The organism is Ochrobactrum teleogrylli (assembly GCF_037482325.1).
Lineage (GTDB): Bacteria > Pseudomonadota > Alphaproteobacteria > Rhizobiales > Rhizobiaceae > Brucella > Brucella teleogrylli.
Window position 1 is genome coordinate 804,273 of sequence record NZ_JBBHKQ010000001.1, and the last position, 14,773, is coordinate 819,045.

A 14,773-nucleotide genomic window follows, 5' to 3' on the forward strand; every position below is an offset into this window, starting at 1 on the left:
GTGCAACAGGCGCTTCGGGGGCGCTTCTGGAGACACCAGTATGAGAATAGGCCTTTTCGGACAGTTCGGTTCCGGCAATGCAGGCAATGACGGCTCTCTGGAAGCCATGCTGCAATTACTGAAACGCAACTGTCCCGATGCGGATCTGCTATGCATCTGCGCGCGCCCCGATATCATCTCGGAAAAATACAATGTCGCGACAGTGCCGGTGGGAAACCCCGCGCTAGAAAGCGACCTCTTTCGCCTGCTCGACAAGGTGCTGCTTCAGCTGCCACGACGGCTCGCCGGATTTCTCACCGCAATTTCCGTCGCACACGGCCTCGACATCATCATCGTGCCCGGCACGGGCATTCTCGACGACTTCAACGAAGGTCCGTTCGGCTGGCCGTTCGTCATCCTGCGCTGGTGTCTGGCGGCACGCCTTGGCCGCGCCAAGCTTGCCTTCGTGTCCGTTGGCGCTGGGCCTGCCGATCATCCGGTCAGCCGCTTTTTCTTCCGCAAAGCGGCGCTCTCCGCTGTGTTCCGCTCTTACCGCGACGAAATCTCCCACGATTTCATGAAATCGCTCGGGGTTCATGCGCACAGCGATACGGTGAGCGCAGATATTGCCTTCGCGCTGCCACCGGCCAGCAACACAACCCACGACAACGTTGGCGGGCGTGTGGGCCTTGGCGTGATGACCTATCGCGGCTGGAAAAGGCGAGCGGCCAACGCCTCGGACATTTATGATACCTATCTCGGCAAAATCGCAGAACTGGCGAAAACACTTCTGGCCAGCGGGCGCGAGGTGCGGCTGCTCACCGGCGACAAGGGCGACGTTCAGGCCATCGGCGATCTGATGGCGCGGATCGATTCACCGGACGCCGCGAAGATTATTATCGAGCCTGTCGCGTCTCTGCACGAGCTAATGCAGCAGATCGCGCAAACCGATATCGTGGTGGCCAGCCGTTATCACAACATTGTTTGCGCACTTGCCATGGGACGCCCTGCAATCTCGCTCGGCTATGCCGCGAAAAACGAGGCGCTGCTGCACGATACCGGCCTTGACGGCTTTGGCCATCATATCGAACGGTTCGACCCGCAAACCATTCTGGCGCAAATCGATGATATGTTCGCCCGGCGTCAACAACTGGCCGAAAGTGTTGAGGCCGGGGTGGCCCAATATCGGCTGAAACTCGCGCAGCAGGAAGAGACCTTGCGCGTACAACTGCTGACGAAACGGAAAAGCGTTCGTCTATTGTCGCCCGGTCGCCGCCAGAGGGCGAGCTAGCATCGTATCGACGTAGCTGCGCAAGCGCCGCTTCGTATCGGGCCGGTGCAGGAGATAATTGACCGGCGGGATAAAAGCCGTCTGTGTCCGCTGCGACACTGCGAATTTCAGAAGCTGCCGCCAGGCCGGATCACCACGCAGCAGGTGGGATATGGCTGACCAATAGGCCCGTTCCGCGATGCCCCGGCGCGCCATGCGATGCAAAGCATCGCAATCGGGCAAGACACGCCCCTCACGGGTAAAAAAATACTCGCCCGCATCCGCCGTATGCTGAATATGCAGCAGATGGGTGTCGCGCAATTGCTGCGAACGGTTCTGCCCATGCGAGCGCGTACCGCCCTGAACACAGTCCAGTTCGGCAATCCTTCCCTGCAATCCAAGCCGCAGCCACATGTGATAATCGTCGCTATGCGGTAGGGCCTCGACATAGTGTCCCGCCGCTTTCTGCGCCGCAGTGCGAACCACCATCGCCGAACCCGGCAACTGGAACACGCCGAGCCGGCAAAAGCGCTCGATGAAGGCCGTGCCTGTCTCGACACGGCAGGGCACATCGTCCGGCTGGGGCGGGATGGGGGGAATCGGCGCGTCGCCATTCACCGCAACGTCGCGCCCGTAGGAGAATGCGATTGTTGGATCGGTTTCCATGATCGCCAATGCGCGTCGAAGCGCGCCGGGAACGATAAAGTCGTCGGAACACAACAAAACGAAATAGTCGCCGCTGGCCCAGTCGATACCATCGTTGAACGAGGCATGCTGGCCCTTATTGACTGGCCGCAGCAGCAGTTCCACCCGCGCATCTTCGGCAGCGAGCGCACGCGCCACATCGGCGCTGTCATCGGTAGAGGCGTTATCGATGATCAGCACCCGCAGGTTTTCAATATCCTGCGACAGCACGCTGCGAACACAGATGCCGAGATAGCGTCCGTAATTGTAATTCGGAATGACGACATCGACACTTGGCTGTCTCATCCTCGATCTCCTCATTCGGCTGGCGTGGAGGTGGAGAAACGCCCGCGTCCCAACCGGCCAAGACGACCCGCAATTCTACTGAGCGCCCATCCAAGGACCGGGGTGATTTCCGATGCAAAAGGATGGCGCGTGATCAGCACGGCTCCGATCCAGCTGGCGACACCAGCAAGGCCGATGGCAAAACCCAAGCCCCAATGAACTTCCAATGTGCCAGCAGCGGCAATCATTGCAACCGGAATGGCAAGCGTCAGCAGCGTTACGAACCCGCTGCGCAACAATTCGAGGCCCAGCATCCGGTAGGAAAAAGCCACGTGCTTGCGCACATAGACCACGGAAACAACCATCTGGAACGGTGTACTGATGAACAGGCTGAGCGCTACCGCCATCAGGCCATGGTAAGCGGCGACGCAAAGAATGATCGCCGTCACCACGCGTGAAATCAGGTTGGATATGAAGGCATCGCGATTGGCGCCGAGCGCCATCAAAAGCGGATAGGTCAACACGACCGAAAACCAGAACATGCTGGACAGGCACATGATGACGACAATCGACGTTGCGCCATACCAGTCTGGTCCGAGCACCAGATGGACCGCCGGAAAAGCGAGCAACGCCAGCAGCGCCTGCGCAGGCCAGTAAACAACCGAAATATAGGACAGCGCGCGCACATAGGATTGCGCTATATCCACACCCGCCCGAACCTGATCGGAGAGCATCGGAAAGGCGACCGTAAAGATCGCCGACAGAAACACCCGGTCGGGCAAACCGCTCAATGTGCTGGCGCGATTATAGATCCCGACGGATGCGGCGGGCATGAAACGCCCCAGCATAAGCTGCGGAAAAGTCTCGCAAATCTTGCTCAACCCCGCGCTGCTCCCGAGATACATGCTGAATTGCCATGCTGTGCCGATACTGGCGAGCGATGGGCGCAGCAGTCGACCCAATGGATAAAGCGCTGCCGCAAAAGCGGTTGTGACTGCCGCCGCAGCCAGCGATCCGAAGGCGAAGCACATATGCCCCACGCCCCACCAGGCCATTGCGATGGTTATGGCTGCGCCGCAAACGGAACCGGCGGTGCGAATGCGCGCCAGAGCGCCAAAAGCCATGTCGCGCCGCAACAGGGCGACAACCGGCAATGAAACGCTTTCGATCACCGCCGCGATGATGGTGACGGTGAGAAAAAGCGACAGCAGAGGATCATGATAGGTGACGGCAAAATAATCGCGCGCCAGAAAGAGCGCTGCGGCCAGCACCAGCGTCACGCTCATCAAAAACGTGAATGCCGTCTGGATATCGCGATCCTCGACCTTCTCGATCCGGATCAGGAATTCGGCGCTTGCGAATTCACGCAGCGAAAAGACAATCGCCGCGACACTGAGGCCGACAACGCCCATGCCGGTCTCGGACGGCCCCAGAAAACGCGAAACCGCAACGACAGTCAGAAAATTGCACAGCAATCCGGCATATTGCTCCAGCGTGGCAATCACGAAGCCCCGGCGATGATTTTTCATGATCGGCTCCGTGTAACGAAGAACAGCGGGAGCGCCGACATTTCCGGCAGACAATTTTCCAAGATGCGATACCCCCTCGCAACCGTGCCGGGCGGAAAAGTCCACCCGGCTTCCCGGCGCCTTCAGAATAGCCTTTCGCCCGCCGCGGGGAATGTCACCGATGGTATTAGCGCCTGACCTGAAAGGGGTATGCCGCTCGCTCTAAAGCCAAGTCGTGGGACATCAGCTGACTGGGTAAAAATTCCAGAACGTTCCCAATGGAATCGCGACGCGGTTCGGTTGGGAAATGCAGCAAGGAAAAAGAACAATAGACCTTCTTTCGCGCCTCGGAGGAGACATGAGCAATCTTTCCTGGATCACGCTTCTGGCCTTCGTCCTCTCGGTCGCCTTTTGCATCGGCTTCCGTGAACTGGCCCGCGAATGGTATCTCATCGACATTCCGGACGACCGGAAACGGCATGAGGGTGCGGTGCCGCTTTGTGGTGGCATTGCGATTTTTCTGGCCTTCGCCATCGCCGCTTCGATTGTGCATGGGGCTTCCCAGCAAGCCAATATGCTGCAGCTGCTGCCCGGTCTGGCGGTTGTGCTTGTCACAGGCGTGCTGGACGACCGTTTCAACCTGCCGGTCATGCCGCGTCTGACCATCCAGCTTTTGGCCGCGGCCCTGATCATCGGCATGGCCGATATTGAGCGGCTTAGTCTCGGCATGACTATCGGCTGGCCTTCCGGCCTGACCGCAGACGGCGGCAGCGTTTATCTCATGGGGCCTCTTTCGCTGCTGCTTGCACTGGCATTCATCGTCGGCCTTATCAACGCGGTCAATATGAGTGACGGCGTGGATGGACTGGCAGGCGCATCCAGTGCCGCTGCCTTTTTCTGGCTTGCCGTGATCGGCTTCGACTTTGGACAGCATCGGCTCGGCCTTCAGACGCTGGCGCTCGCGGCGGCGTGCCTGGGCTTTCTCGTCTTCAATATGCGTCACCGCTGGCGCATGAAGGCCAGCCTCTTCCTAGGCGATGGCGGGAGCACCCTTCTGGGTGCGGCCCTTGCGGGCACATCCCTCATCCTCGCAAGTGGAGAACCCGCCATCGCCTTCCCTGTTCTGCTGTGGGTCGTCGCCGTTCCCGTCATTGATACGCTGAGCCTCATCATCCGCAGGCTTGGCGCGCGACGCAGCCCGTTTTCCGCCGACCGACAGCACCTGCACCACCTGTTGATGGATGCTGGCCTGAGCTGCGGGCAAACGGCCATGGCTGTGATGGCGCTCAACCTGCTTGCTGGCGGGATCGCCTATATCGCGATCCGGGCCGGTGTGCCCGCATGGATCATGCTGGCTTTGCTCCTGCTGCCAGCCACGCTGCACACGCTTTTCGTGCTGCGCATGACCAGAGGCACACGTCCCGCTGTCGTCGTTGCCGCGACAATCTCCGAGACAGCCAAGACGGCAAAACCCAATCTCACATTTCCGGGGACCACTTCATGACCGTTTCCGCGCTCATCATGACATTCAACGAGGAAATGAACCTGCCCGCCTGTCTGGAATCGCTTGCCTGGTGCGACGATATCGTGGTGCTCGATTCATTCAGCACCGACCGCACCGTGGAAATCGCCAAGGCTGCGGGCGCGCGGGTCTATAGCCATGCTTATGACACCGAGGACCGCCAGCGCATGTATGGACTTACGGAAATCAAGTTCAAGCATGACTGGGTTTATACGCCTGACGCCGATGAAATCACGCCGCCGGACCTGCGCGACGAAATGCTGGCCATTGCCGCCGATCCGGATCGACCGGAAGTGTTCTTCAAGGCGCGCTACAAGAATATGTTCATGGGGCGCTGGATACGCCATGCGAGCCTTTACCCGACATGGATAACCCGCCTTGTCAGACCCGACCGTGTCCGCTTCGAACGCTCGGTGCATTCCCGTGCCAGTGGTGGACCGGGCGGCGAATTGCAGGCGCATTTTATCCATTACAGTTTCAATAAGGGGCTGGAAGCCTGGTACGCGAAACACAACCGCTATTCCTCGGTAGAAGCCGACCTTTCAGCAGCGCGCCTTCTGGAACGGCACATCGACTGGGGTGGTATTTTCTCCACCGAGCCTGAGAGACGGCGGCGTGCGCTGAAATCGTTGTCCTACAATATGCCCTTCCGTCCAAGCCTGCGCTTTTTCTACATGTATGTGCTGCGGCGCGGTTTTCTCGATGGCAAGCCCGGCTATCTTTATTGCCGCCTGCTTGCAGCCTATGAGTTCATGATCGTCGTCAAGATGGAAGAGCAGCGCAGCCGTCAGAGCGCGCAGCCTTCCCGCTCTTCTGTCCTGCAGCGACCGCTGGACGCCAAAAAACCGGAGCGACACATGGTATGATGTTGCTCGCCATTCTGCCCTGCGCCGTGTTCTTCGGACTGGCCGCCATGTTCTTCTCTGAACCCTTGCTGGCACTGCCGGACGACGGCAGCCGGGCCGATGTGATCGTCGTGCCGGGCGGCGACGGTCAGCCGCGTGCGGAACAGGCGGCACGGTTGTGGAAGGAAGGGCGCTCGCCCTATATTCTCGTCACCGGGGATGGCGACTGCCTGTTCAACAAGCAGATCATCGTGCGCGAAGGTGTGCCGCCATCGGCTATTTTCGTCGAATGCTATTCGGGCAGCACCTGGCAGAATGCGCGCTATTCCGCCCCGATGATGCGCAAAATCAATGCGAAGAGCGCGCTTATCGTCACCAACTGGTATCACTCGCGCCGCGCTGTTGCGAGCTTTCGCGCCGTTTGCCCGCAGATGCATTTCGTGTCCGCGCCTGTCAATGACAGCGACGAACATATCGGCTTTCCCACCACACGCACCGATGTGGAGGTGATCGCCAAGGAATATGTCAAGCTTGGCTGGTATCTGCTGTCCGGCCGCATCTTCCCGCAGGATCTGACCGGGCACGGCCCAGCGCTCAACCTGTCCTCAATCTGCAAATCGACGGAGGACGGGCTGTGAACCTCTCGCTGACATGGATGTTCGTTCTTCTGGTTGTGGCGTTTCTGGCCACCGGCTTTCTGGGGCGGCCTGAGCGCATGTATCAGTTTCCGTTTCTGGCCGGTGTAATGACCTTCGGTTTCATCCTGCCGCAGGTTCCAGCCCTGGTATATGACCAGTTCATACCCGCGGGCGCCTATGCGAAAACCATGGTGATGGGCATATTGGCTCTGCTTGCTCTGGCGCTCGGCTGGCAGTTGGGTAACCGCCCGATAAAATTCCTCACCATTAGCTTCAGCGAAAGGCGGCTTTTATGGGCTGCTGCCGGGCTATCGGTTTTCGGCGCGTCCTTCTATTTCCTTTTGAGCCGCCTGCCCGGCGAAGTATCCATCGGCGTGCAGATGACCGGCATGCCCGTCATCTGGCTCTTCTTCGCGCAGCTCATGCCCTATGGTCTCGCGATTGCGCTGCTTTGCTTTGCCCGGCGCAGCTCGTGGCTCGCACTGGGCATCATCCTGTTTGATCTGGTGTTCTATCTCGACCGCATCGTCGTTACCGGCAAACGCGCCGAGGCCATCCAGCTTCTGTTGATGTTCCTGCTTGCTTTCTGGTTCTACCGGCGCTGGGTAGTGCCGCGCACACTGATGTTCATCGGCATTATTGCAGGCACGTTCCTGATGACCAGCATGGGCGATTACCGTCAGGTGACGCGTGCTGCCTCGGGGTTCGTCCTCGACCAGATTCTCGATATCGACTATGCGGCCAATTTCGAGGAAACGCTGGAACGCGGCGGCCCCGAAATGCGCAACGCCGTATTGCGAATGGATGAGATCGACCGGCGACTGGAGTTCGATTACGGCAAGTTCCACTGGAACCGGATCGTCTTCACCTATGTGCCCGCCCAACTCGTCGGCAGCCAGATCAAGGACAGTCTCTATCTGTCCACACCGAAGCCCGACCGCAATTACAACCCGCTGACCGGCACGACCGAAACCGGGCTGATCGATGCCTTTTCATCATTCTGGTATTTCGGCGCGCTGAAATTCTTGGCTTTGGCCTGGGTCATTCGACGCCTCTGGGAAACGGCCATGGCAGGTGAGATGCTCGGGCAGCTCGTCTATATGTTTTCTATCGTGCCCGCCATGCATGCCATCTCGCATCAGACAGACTGGGTGATCACAGTCTGGATACACATGGCCCTGTTTCTCATTCCGATCCTGTCCGTCTGCGTCATTCGCAACCGCTCCGTCCACTTGCCGGTATCGCCTTCCGGGTCGATACCGCAACTCATCCGGGGATGACCCATCATGACCGCCATGCCCAATCACCCCCGTCCCCGATCCGCAGCGTCCATTGCGGGACGAAAAGATGCTTCGCGTCCGCTGGAAGGCGGGGCGACATTCACCTTGCAGCACCGGCTGCAGCGTCTTGGCTGGCAAATGACATGGCTGGTGCTCGCCGCCTGGACGCCCTCGTTTTTCTGGCGCTGGCGCGGCATGGTGCTGCGGTTGTTCGGCGCAAAAATCCACAAGACTGCCATCGTGCGCGGCAGCGCGCGCATCTGGTGGCCGGGCAATCTCATCATGGGCGCACATTCCTCGCTCGGTCCCGGCGCACATTGCTACAATGTCGCCAATGTCACGCTGGCGCCCTTTGCCATCGTCTCGCAAGGCGCGCATCTCTGCACGGCGGGCCACGATATCGACCGCGCCGATTTTCCGCTCACGGCATCGCCCATTCATATAGGCCCGCATGGCTGGATCGCCGCTGAAGCGTTTGTCGGTCCCGGTGTGAATGTGGGTGAAGGCGCAGTGCTTGGCGCGCGCGGTGTCAGTTTCCGCGATATGGAACCATGGACGGTTTATGCCGGAAACCCGGCAAAAGCCGTGCGGCAAAGACGAAAAGCCGTGTGATTGGGCTGGTTAAACCGGTCCCATCCGGCGCTCGCGGATAAGGCTATAGCCATTTCCGCCCATGATCGAGCCTGTCTTGCGCTTTTGATAGGACTGATAGGCATCGATGGTTTGCAGCGCGATGCGCGGCCAGGTGTAATTGTCCCGAACCAGCTTATGGCCCGCCTCGCCCATCCAGACCGCACGCGTCGGGTCGTCCAGAATCTGCATCAGCCCAGCCGCAACAGCTTCGGCATCCACAGCGCAGACCACGCCCGCTCCCGCCTCGGCGACTTCAGGAAAATGGCAGGCATCGGTGATCACCACCGGCACGCCGCAGGCAAGCGCCTCGGTTATGGCGACGCTGAAACCTTCCTGCCGGCTTGGCAGGCAAAAACAGGCTGACCGTTTCAGCGCAACGATCTTGTCGGAACCATAAAGCCCGCCAACCAGATGCACACGCTTTTCCAGCCCATATTGGCGGATCTGCTCGCGAAAATCATGTTCAGCACCGCCATCCGGCCCCGCAACGACGAGATCGACATCTGGCAGGATCGGTGCAATCCGGCGATAGGCATCAGCCAGAATGTCGAGACCCTTCTTGTAATGCAGGCGCGACAGAAACAGCACAAAGCGCCGGTTCGGCAGTTTTGCCAGTGCTGCGCTGTCGTCAGCGCCAGCGTCACCTTCGACTTCATCGAGGAAAATGCCATTTGGAATGATCAGGCTTGGCGGCTTCAGCCCCAAGGGTCGCATCAGCTCGATTTCATCACGATTGAGCGCCTGAATGAAGGCCGCGCCATCGAGCATCCGGCGAAAGGCCAGCGCCAGCGCCAGTTTCTTCTTCCACGACCGCTGTTGCATGCTCCACATATCGAGCATGCCGCAACAACAGATGCAGTATGGCACGCCGAAGCGACGGCACAGTATGGAAGCCCGCAGCAGATTGGTTTCCCAGACACCGTGCAGATGCACAAAATCCGCCGCACGGATTAGCGGCGCCATAGCCTTTGCCGCCCGGCTTCCGAACAGCATTTCCCGCAGATCGGGCATCGGAAGCAATAACGTCTGCACCTTGTCGAAATCCGGTATGGTTTCGGCGGCCTTGGCCGCGCGGCGGTTCACGTCTTCATCGCTGTAGCTGACGATCGTCACGCTATGTCCAAGTGCTGCCTGCGCCGCCGCCAGCCTGACAATGACCGCCTGCGGGCCGCCTTTGGCGGGATCGTAGGAACCGATGACGTGAACAATCTTCATGCCGCCAATCTCCGTGTGTGCTGCGAAAGGGCTGCGACAAGACGCTCGCCATAACGCGCCACCGTATAATCGGCGGCGCGCTCACGTGCGCTGTCGCTCATCCGTGCCAGCATGGCCGGATTGCCAGTCAGTTGTTTGAGAATTTCCGCCGTCTCGTCGACGTCGCGTATCGGCACAATGTAGCCATCAATGCCATGCCGCACCACGCTGCCGGTATTGTCCGTGCAAATGACCGGCAAGCCTGCCGCGAGCGCTTCATAGACGGCGGTGGCCGACCCTTCGCAAAGCGATGGCAACAGGAACACATCCGCCCATTCGAACTGCGCCTGCATTTCGTTGCGCGGGATCGGGCCGGTCAGCTCCACGCTGGCCGACAGGGTCGCAACAGCTTCCGGCTGCACGTCAATCGGCCCGACCATGCGAAACTGCGCGATATCCCGCACCGTCTTCGCAACCGCGCCGACATAGGGCGAGCCCTTGCGCAGCCCGACTGCGCCGACCGTCAGCACCCGCAACGGCCCCGGCGCGCGTGGCGACGGATCGAGTGGAAAGCGTTTGTCGACGCCGTAAGGCACGACCACCACCTTATCCGGCTGGCATCCGGCCTCGATTACATGGCGCGCCACAAAGTCCGACGGGCAGACCACCGCGTCAGCAATGGCCCATTCGGCCCTTTCGCGTGCTGCAAAATCATCGGCATGCACATCGTCGGCGGCGGACATATGCCAGCCGGGATTGAGCACTTCTTCTTCGCAGGCCAATTGATCGACCACCGTGCGCGGCGCGATCATCTGCTCCACAGCGGTCCATAATCCCGCCTGTCGCGCAGCGGTCAGCTGCTCCAGCGCCTCACCGCTGAACGCGTAAACCCCGCTTGCCCCGTGAAAACCGCTGTCCGCCACCAATTGCCCAAATCGCTGTCCGGCCCAGATGGCGTTGGCGGTCGATTTCGGCCCGGTCTGGTTGGCAAGCCTGCGCACGGCGGAATGCAGGCCGAAGCCCGGAAAAGTCGTCATCCGCTCCTGCGGGATGCCCCGCGGCGCACGCCCGATCAACCGCCGCACGGCGGTTGGAAGCATGGTGGGCGGCAGACCGTTCAAAAGACGCGGCCAGCCCTGCAAGGCGCAAATGTCGGTATAAAAATGCGCAAGCCTTTGCCGGTCGGCGAAAATGCGCGGTACGGCATAATGCATACGCGCCCCAAGCTGGCTGACGACAACCGAGCCATCCATCATCGAAGCTCTCCCGACTGGAATTTACGATCCAGAACCGGCATTGCTGCCGGCGCGCTTTTCTCTTCCAGACGCCCCACCGCCGATTGCCACATGGCCGCGCCATATTCACGGGAATAGGCGGTTTCCATCAGATAGCGTGCATTGTTACCCATGGTCATGCGGCCAACCGCCGAATGGCGCATATGCAAAACGGCCTCGACCAGACAGTCCACCTCGCCCGGGCGCAATGCTGCGCCGCATTCGAAATCACGAACGATGGAGCCTATCTCGCCATCGGGGTCGCCAATGAAGATTGTCGGACGCCCCGCTGCCAGCACCCCGTAGAACTTGCTCGGCACGATGCAATGTTCCAGTTCTGGCTTAAGCGACACCAGATGGACATTGGCGGCGCCAAGACTTTCGGACAGTTTTTCGACCGGCTGAAACGGCTTCATCACCACATTGGTCAAGCCGCGTCGCTTGACTTCGCTTTCGACAAAACCTCGCTGCTGCCCCTCGCCGATCATCAGGAAAACAACGCTTTTCATATGTTTCAGCCGCTCGGCTGCATCGAGGACGGTCTGGAATTCGTGCGCCCGACCGAAATTACCGGAATAGCCGATGACGAATTTTCGCCCCAGCCCCCAGGCGCGGCGCAGCGGATTTTCCGAAGGGGCTACCGGCATGATCTCGTTGCGATCCGCCCAGTGATGCACAACGCTCAAATTCTCGCGCGCTATGCCCGTTGAAGCAAGATAGCGCGACATGCGCTCAATGGGGCAGATGGTCAGTGCCGACTGGCGCATGGACCAGTTGCGCAGCGCCAGCGTCAGCCTTGCCGATGCGCTGCCCGATTTGACCAGTCCAAGCTCGATTGCCGTTTCCGGGAATAGGTCCATCACCCAGTTGACGAGCTTTGCCCGCCGAAGCCGGATCGGCAATGCAGCCGAAACCGATAGCAAGGGCGGATCGGTGCAGATCACGCAGATATCGTCCTTGCGGGCATGGGTCGCGAACCAGGCCGCAGCGGAAAGATGGAAGGTGGCATAATCGATCGCCCGCCCGGCCAGTTTTCCGCGACCGAAGCCTGATGTCCAGATGCGATGCACATCGACACCATCAATCGTCTCACGCGCAGGCAAGGTTTCCCTGCGGTTGTCATGGAAACTTCGGCTGGTCAGAATCGCCGTTTCAATGCCCTCACCCACAAGCGTCTGCGCCAGACTGGTGACCATGCGACTTGTCGCGGACTGGTCCGGATAAAAATAGCGATTGGCAAGCACAACGCGCATGAGCCCCGTCTCCCGTCTTTTCGACCTCATGGAAGCAGCATCGCAACAGCGGGTCGTTCATCGCAAGGAACCCAAAGGCATGGGCGGCACGCCAAGCGGGCGAAGTGCCTACCTCTTTGGGTGCATCGGGCCATGGCGGACACCATCACCGCTTCACCCGAAGAGGGTTAGGCACAGCCGTCCTTGCCGTTTTGGAGCCGTTCTGCCGCGACACGAAATCGGTAACATGGTCTCATGGATATTCAGGACGGAGGGCAGTCCCTTGAACGATAGATTGCACGATAGCTTGCATGATAATCAGCGTGAGAAAACCGCGCTCATCATCGGTGTTACCGGCCAGGATGGCGCCTATCTGAGTGAGCTTCTGCTCAAGAAGGGCTATCGCGTTCATGGTCTGAAGCGGCGTTCGTCCTCGTTCAACACCGGGCGTATCGACCATCTCTATCAGGATCCGCACGAGGAAGACGTGCGCTTTCGCCTGCATTTCGGCGACTTGACCGACGCCACCAATCTATGCCGCGTCATACAGGAAGTGCGCCCCGACGAGATTTACAATCTCGGCGCGCAAAGCCATGTGCAGGTGAGTTTCGAAACGCCGGAATACACCGCTAATACAGATGCGCTCGGCACGCTGCGCCTCTTGGAATCCATCCGTATTCTCGGCCTTGGCAAGACCAGCCGCTTCTATCAGGCTTCAACCTCCGAGCTTTTCGGCAATTCCTCGCCACACGCGCAGAACGAGCATACGCCGTTCATGCCCCAGAGCCCTTATGCAACGGCCAAGCTCTATGCCTATTGGACCACGGTGAATTATCGCGAGGCCTATGGTTTCCACGCCTCGAACGGCATCCTGTTCAACCATGAAAGCCCGCTGCGCGGTGAGACTTTCGTTACCCGCAAGATCACCCGCGCCGTTGCGGCCATCGAGCGCGGTTTGCAGGACAAGCTGCGTCTTGGCAATCTGAATGCCCGCCGCGACTGGGGCCATGCCCGCGATTATGTGGAGGGCATGTGGCGCATCCTGCAGGAAGAGACACCGGATGATTATGTGCTCGCCACTGGCGAGACCCATACGGTGCGTGAATTTGTCGAACATGCCTTCAAGGCCGTCGACAAGCAGATCGAATGGAAGGGCGATGGCGTGGAGGAAATTGGCATCGACCGGAAGACCGGCAATTGCCTGATCGAGATCGACCCGCGCTATTTCCGTCCGAATGAGGTGGATTTCCTGTTGGGCGACGCATCGAAAGCCCATAGCCGCCTTGGCTGGCAGCACACGACCGGCTTCGACAGCCTTGTTGCCGAGATGGTGGATTGGGATTTGCGCAATATCATGCGGGAGGCTGGGCGCAATGACTTCTATGGACATTAACGGGACCGCAGAACCGGTCTATTCGCTGGCAGGCAAGAAGATTTTCGTCGCCGGGCATACCGGCATGGTCGGTTCGGCCATCCTGCGCCGCCTGCACGGCACGGATTGCGACATCATCACTGCCGCGCACAGCGCGCTGGACCTGACCCGTCAGGGACCAACCGAGAACTTCATTACCGGGCGCAAACCTGATGTCATCATCATTGCGGCGGCCCATGTCGGCGGCATTCTTGCCAATGCGCAATCCCCCGCCGATTTTCTCTATGACAATCTCGCCATCGGCATGAATGTCATCCACGCCGCGCACCAGACCGGCGTGGAACGCCTACTCTGGCTGGGGTCCAGTTGCATCTACCCGCGCGACGCGGCGCAACCGCTGACCGAAGACGCCCTGATGACGGGGCCGCTTGAAGCGACCAACGAGGCCTATGCCATCGCCAAGATTGCCGGGCTGAAATATGCCGAGGCCTGCGCGCGCCAGTTCGGTGAGTGCTTCATGACGGCAATGCCGACCAATCTCTACGGTCCGAATGATAATTTCGACCTGAAAACGTCGCATGTGTTGCCAGCGTTGATGCGCCGAATCCATGAAGCGAAAATCATGGGTGCAGAGCAGGTGACCCTATGGGGCAGCGGCACCCCGCTGCGCGAATTCCTGCATGTGGACGATCTGGCCGATGCCTGCCTGCATCTCTTGCAGTTTCACCATGGGTTCGAGCCGGTCAATATCGGCTCCGGCGAGGAAATATCGATCAAGGATCTGGCGCTGCTGATTGCCCGCGTCGTGGGCTATGAGGGCCGGTTCGAGCATGACCTGAGCAAGCCGGATGGCACGCCGCGCAAGTTCCTCGATACATCCCGCATGGCCGCACTCGGCTGGAGGCCACGCATCAGCCTCGAAGATGGCCTGCGCGCCGTCTATTCCGCATGGGTGGAAGAAAGCGCTGAAGCCGTCGCGGCATAGAGGAACTGTTTCACCCATTATCGCCCACACCCTCATGCTGAGGAGCCGCGCAGCGCCGTCTCGAAGCACGAG

General features: G+C 59.7%; 13 protein-coding genes. 8 read left to right on the forward strand and 5 right to left on the reverse strand.

What is annotated here, in order from left to right; translation table 11 throughout:
• Positions 1–40: 40 nt before the first annotated feature.
• Positions 41–1,270 (forward strand): polysaccharide pyruvyl transferase family protein, encoded by a 1,230-nt coding sequence (locus WIX40_RS03790; RefSeq protein WP_171319010.1) that lies wholly within the window; start codon positions 41–43, stop codon positions 1,268–1,270.
• Here the strand turns inward: WIX40_RS03790 and WIX40_RS03795 are convergent.
• Both WIX40_RS03795 and WIX40_RS03800 read right to left on the reverse strand, forming a co-directional pair.
• Positions 1,235–2,239, reverse strand: coding sequence for a glycosyltransferase family 2 protein (locus tag WIX40_RS03795; RefSeq protein WP_339438579.1), 1,005 nt, complete (start codon positions 2,237–2,239; stop codon positions 1,235–1,237). The two genes, WIX40_RS03790 and WIX40_RS03795, sit on opposite strands and share 36 nt — an antisense overlap.
• An 11-nt stretch (positions 2,240–2,250) precedes the next feature.
• The gene (locus WIX40_RS03800; protein ID WP_339438581.1) at positions 2,251–3,747 is read right to left on the reverse strand and encodes an oligosaccharide flippase family protein; all 1,497 of its coding nucleotides are present in this window, start codon (positions 3,745–3,747) and stop codon (positions 2,251–2,253) included.
• 337 nt (positions 3,748–4,084) lie between these two features.
• Here WIX40_RS03800 and WIX40_RS03805 point away from each other — a divergent pair, with 337 nt between their 5' ends.
• The 5 genes from WIX40_RS03805 to WIX40_RS03825 are packed head-to-tail and all read left to right on the forward strand — an operon-like array spanning position 4,085 to position 8,623.
• Complete coding sequence (locus WIX40_RS03805; protein WP_140023611.1) at positions 4,085–5,230, forward strand: MraY family glycosyltransferase; 1,146 nt, start codon at positions 4,085–4,087, stop codon at positions 5,228–5,230.
• Entirely contained in the window at positions 5,227–6,114 is an 888-nt protein-coding gene (locus WIX40_RS03810; RefSeq protein ID WP_171319007.1) for a glycosyltransferase family 2 protein, read from the forward strand. Before WIX40_RS03805 ends, WIX40_RS03810 begins: the two co-directional genes overlap by 4 nt.
• On the forward strand, positions 6,114–6,731 hold the full coding sequence (locus WIX40_RS03815; RefSeq protein ID WP_371834141.1) for a YdcF family protein: 618 nt from the start codon (positions 6,114–6,116) through the stop codon (positions 6,729–6,731). The genes WIX40_RS03810 and WIX40_RS03815 overlap by 1 nt, the downstream gene beginning before the upstream one ends.
• Entirely contained in the window at positions 6,728–8,011 is a 1,284-nt protein-coding gene (locus WIX40_RS03820) for a hypothetical protein (RefSeq protein WP_339438587.1), read from the forward strand. Before WIX40_RS03815 ends, WIX40_RS03820 begins: the two co-directional genes overlap by 4 nt.
• 15 nt (positions 8,012–8,026) lie before the next feature.
• On the forward strand, positions 8,027–8,623 hold the full coding sequence (locus tag WIX40_RS03825; RefSeq protein ID WP_339440924.1) for an LbetaH domain-containing protein: 597 nt from the start codon (positions 8,027–8,029) through the stop codon (positions 8,621–8,623).
• A 9-nt stretch (positions 8,624–8,632) separates the two neighbouring features.
• On the opposite strand, the gene WIX40_RS03830 is transcribed toward WIX40_RS03825, so the two are convergent.
• Genes WIX40_RS03830 through WIX40_RS03840 form a run of 3 tightly spaced genes read right to left on the reverse strand, consistent with a single transcriptional unit; the run spans position 8,633 to position 12,365 of the window.
• Positions 8,633–9,859 carry a glycosyltransferase gene (locus tag WIX40_RS03830; RefSeq protein ID WP_339438589.1) on the reverse strand — a complete coding sequence of 409 codons (1,227 nt, stop codon included), beginning with the start codon at positions 9,857–9,859 and terminating at the stop codon, positions 8,633–8,635.
• Complete coding sequence (locus tag WIX40_RS03835; protein ID WP_339440926.1) at positions 9,856–11,091, reverse strand: glycosyltransferase family 4 protein; 1,236 nt, start codon at positions 11,089–11,091, stop codon at positions 9,856–9,858. The genes WIX40_RS03830 and WIX40_RS03835 overlap by 4 nt, the downstream gene beginning before the upstream one ends.
• Entirely contained in the window at positions 11,091–12,365 is a 1,275-nt protein-coding gene (locus tag WIX40_RS03840) for a glycosyltransferase family 4 protein (protein ID WP_339438591.1), read from the reverse strand. Before WIX40_RS03840 ends, WIX40_RS03835 begins: the two co-directional genes overlap by 1 nt.
• A gap of 286 nt (positions 12,366–12,651) precedes the next feature.
• On the opposite strand from WIX40_RS03840, the gene gmd reads away from it, so the two are divergent.
• Both gmd and WIX40_RS03850 read left to right on the forward strand, forming a co-directional pair.
• Positions 12,652–13,737, forward strand: coding sequence for a GDP-mannose 4,6-dehydratase (gmd, locus tag WIX40_RS03845; protein WP_371834142.1), 1,086 nt, complete (start codon positions 12,652–12,654; stop codon positions 13,735–13,737).
• Positions 13,727–14,701 carry a GDP-L-fucose synthase family protein gene (locus WIX40_RS03850; RefSeq protein WP_339440928.1) on the forward strand — a complete coding sequence of 325 codons (975 nt, stop codon included), beginning with the start codon at positions 13,727–13,729 and terminating at the stop codon, positions 14,699–14,701. The genes gmd and WIX40_RS03850 overlap by 11 nt, the downstream gene beginning before the upstream one ends.
• The last annotated feature ends 72 nt before the right edge of the window (positions 14,702–14,773 follow it).

Bases quoted from the DNA above. Each gene is read 5' to 3' on its own strand.
- WIX40_RS03830 (WP_339438589.1), bottom strand. From the start codon at position 9,859: ATGAAGATTGTTCACGTCATCGGTTCCTACGATCCCGCCAAAGGCGGC.
- WIX40_RS03825 (WP_339440924.1), top strand. From the start codon at position 8,027: ATGCCCAATCACCCCCGTCCCCGATCCGCAGCGTCCATTGCGGGACGA.
- WIX40_RS03790 (WP_171319010.1), top strand. From the start codon at position 41: ATGAGAATAGGCCTTTTCGGACAGTTCGGTTCCGGCAATGCAGGCAAT.
- WIX40_RS03800 (WP_339438581.1), bottom strand. From the start codon at position 3,747: ATGAAAAATCATCGCCGGGGCTTCGTGATTGCCACGCTGGAGCAATAT.
- WIX40_RS03810 (WP_171319007.1), top strand. From the start codon at position 5,227: ATGACCGTTTCCGCGCTCATCATGACATTCAACGAGGAAATGAACCTG.
- WIX40_RS03815 (WP_371834141.1), top strand. From the start codon at position 6,114: ATGTTGCTCGCCATTCTGCCCTGCGCCGTGTTCTTCGGACTGGCCGCC.
- WIX40_RS03850 (WP_339440928.1), top strand. From the start codon at position 13,727: ATGGACATTAACGGGACCGCAGAACCGGTCTATTCGCTGGCAGGCAAG.
- WIX40_RS03795 (WP_339438579.1), bottom strand. From the start codon at position 2,239: ATGAGACAGCCAAGTGTCGATGTCGTCATTCCGAATTACAATTACGGA.
- WIX40_RS03840 (WP_339438591.1), bottom strand. From the start codon at position 12,365: ATGCGCGTTGTGCTTGCCAATCGCTATTTTTATCCGGACCAGTCCGCG.
- WIX40_RS03805 (WP_140023611.1), top strand. From the start codon at position 4,085: ATGAGCAATCTTTCCTGGATCACGCTTCTGGCCTTCGTCCTCTCGGTC.
- WIX40_RS03835 (WP_339440926.1), bottom strand. From the start codon at position 11,091: ATGGATGGCTCGGTTGTCGTCAGCCAGCTTGGGGCGCGTATGCATTAT.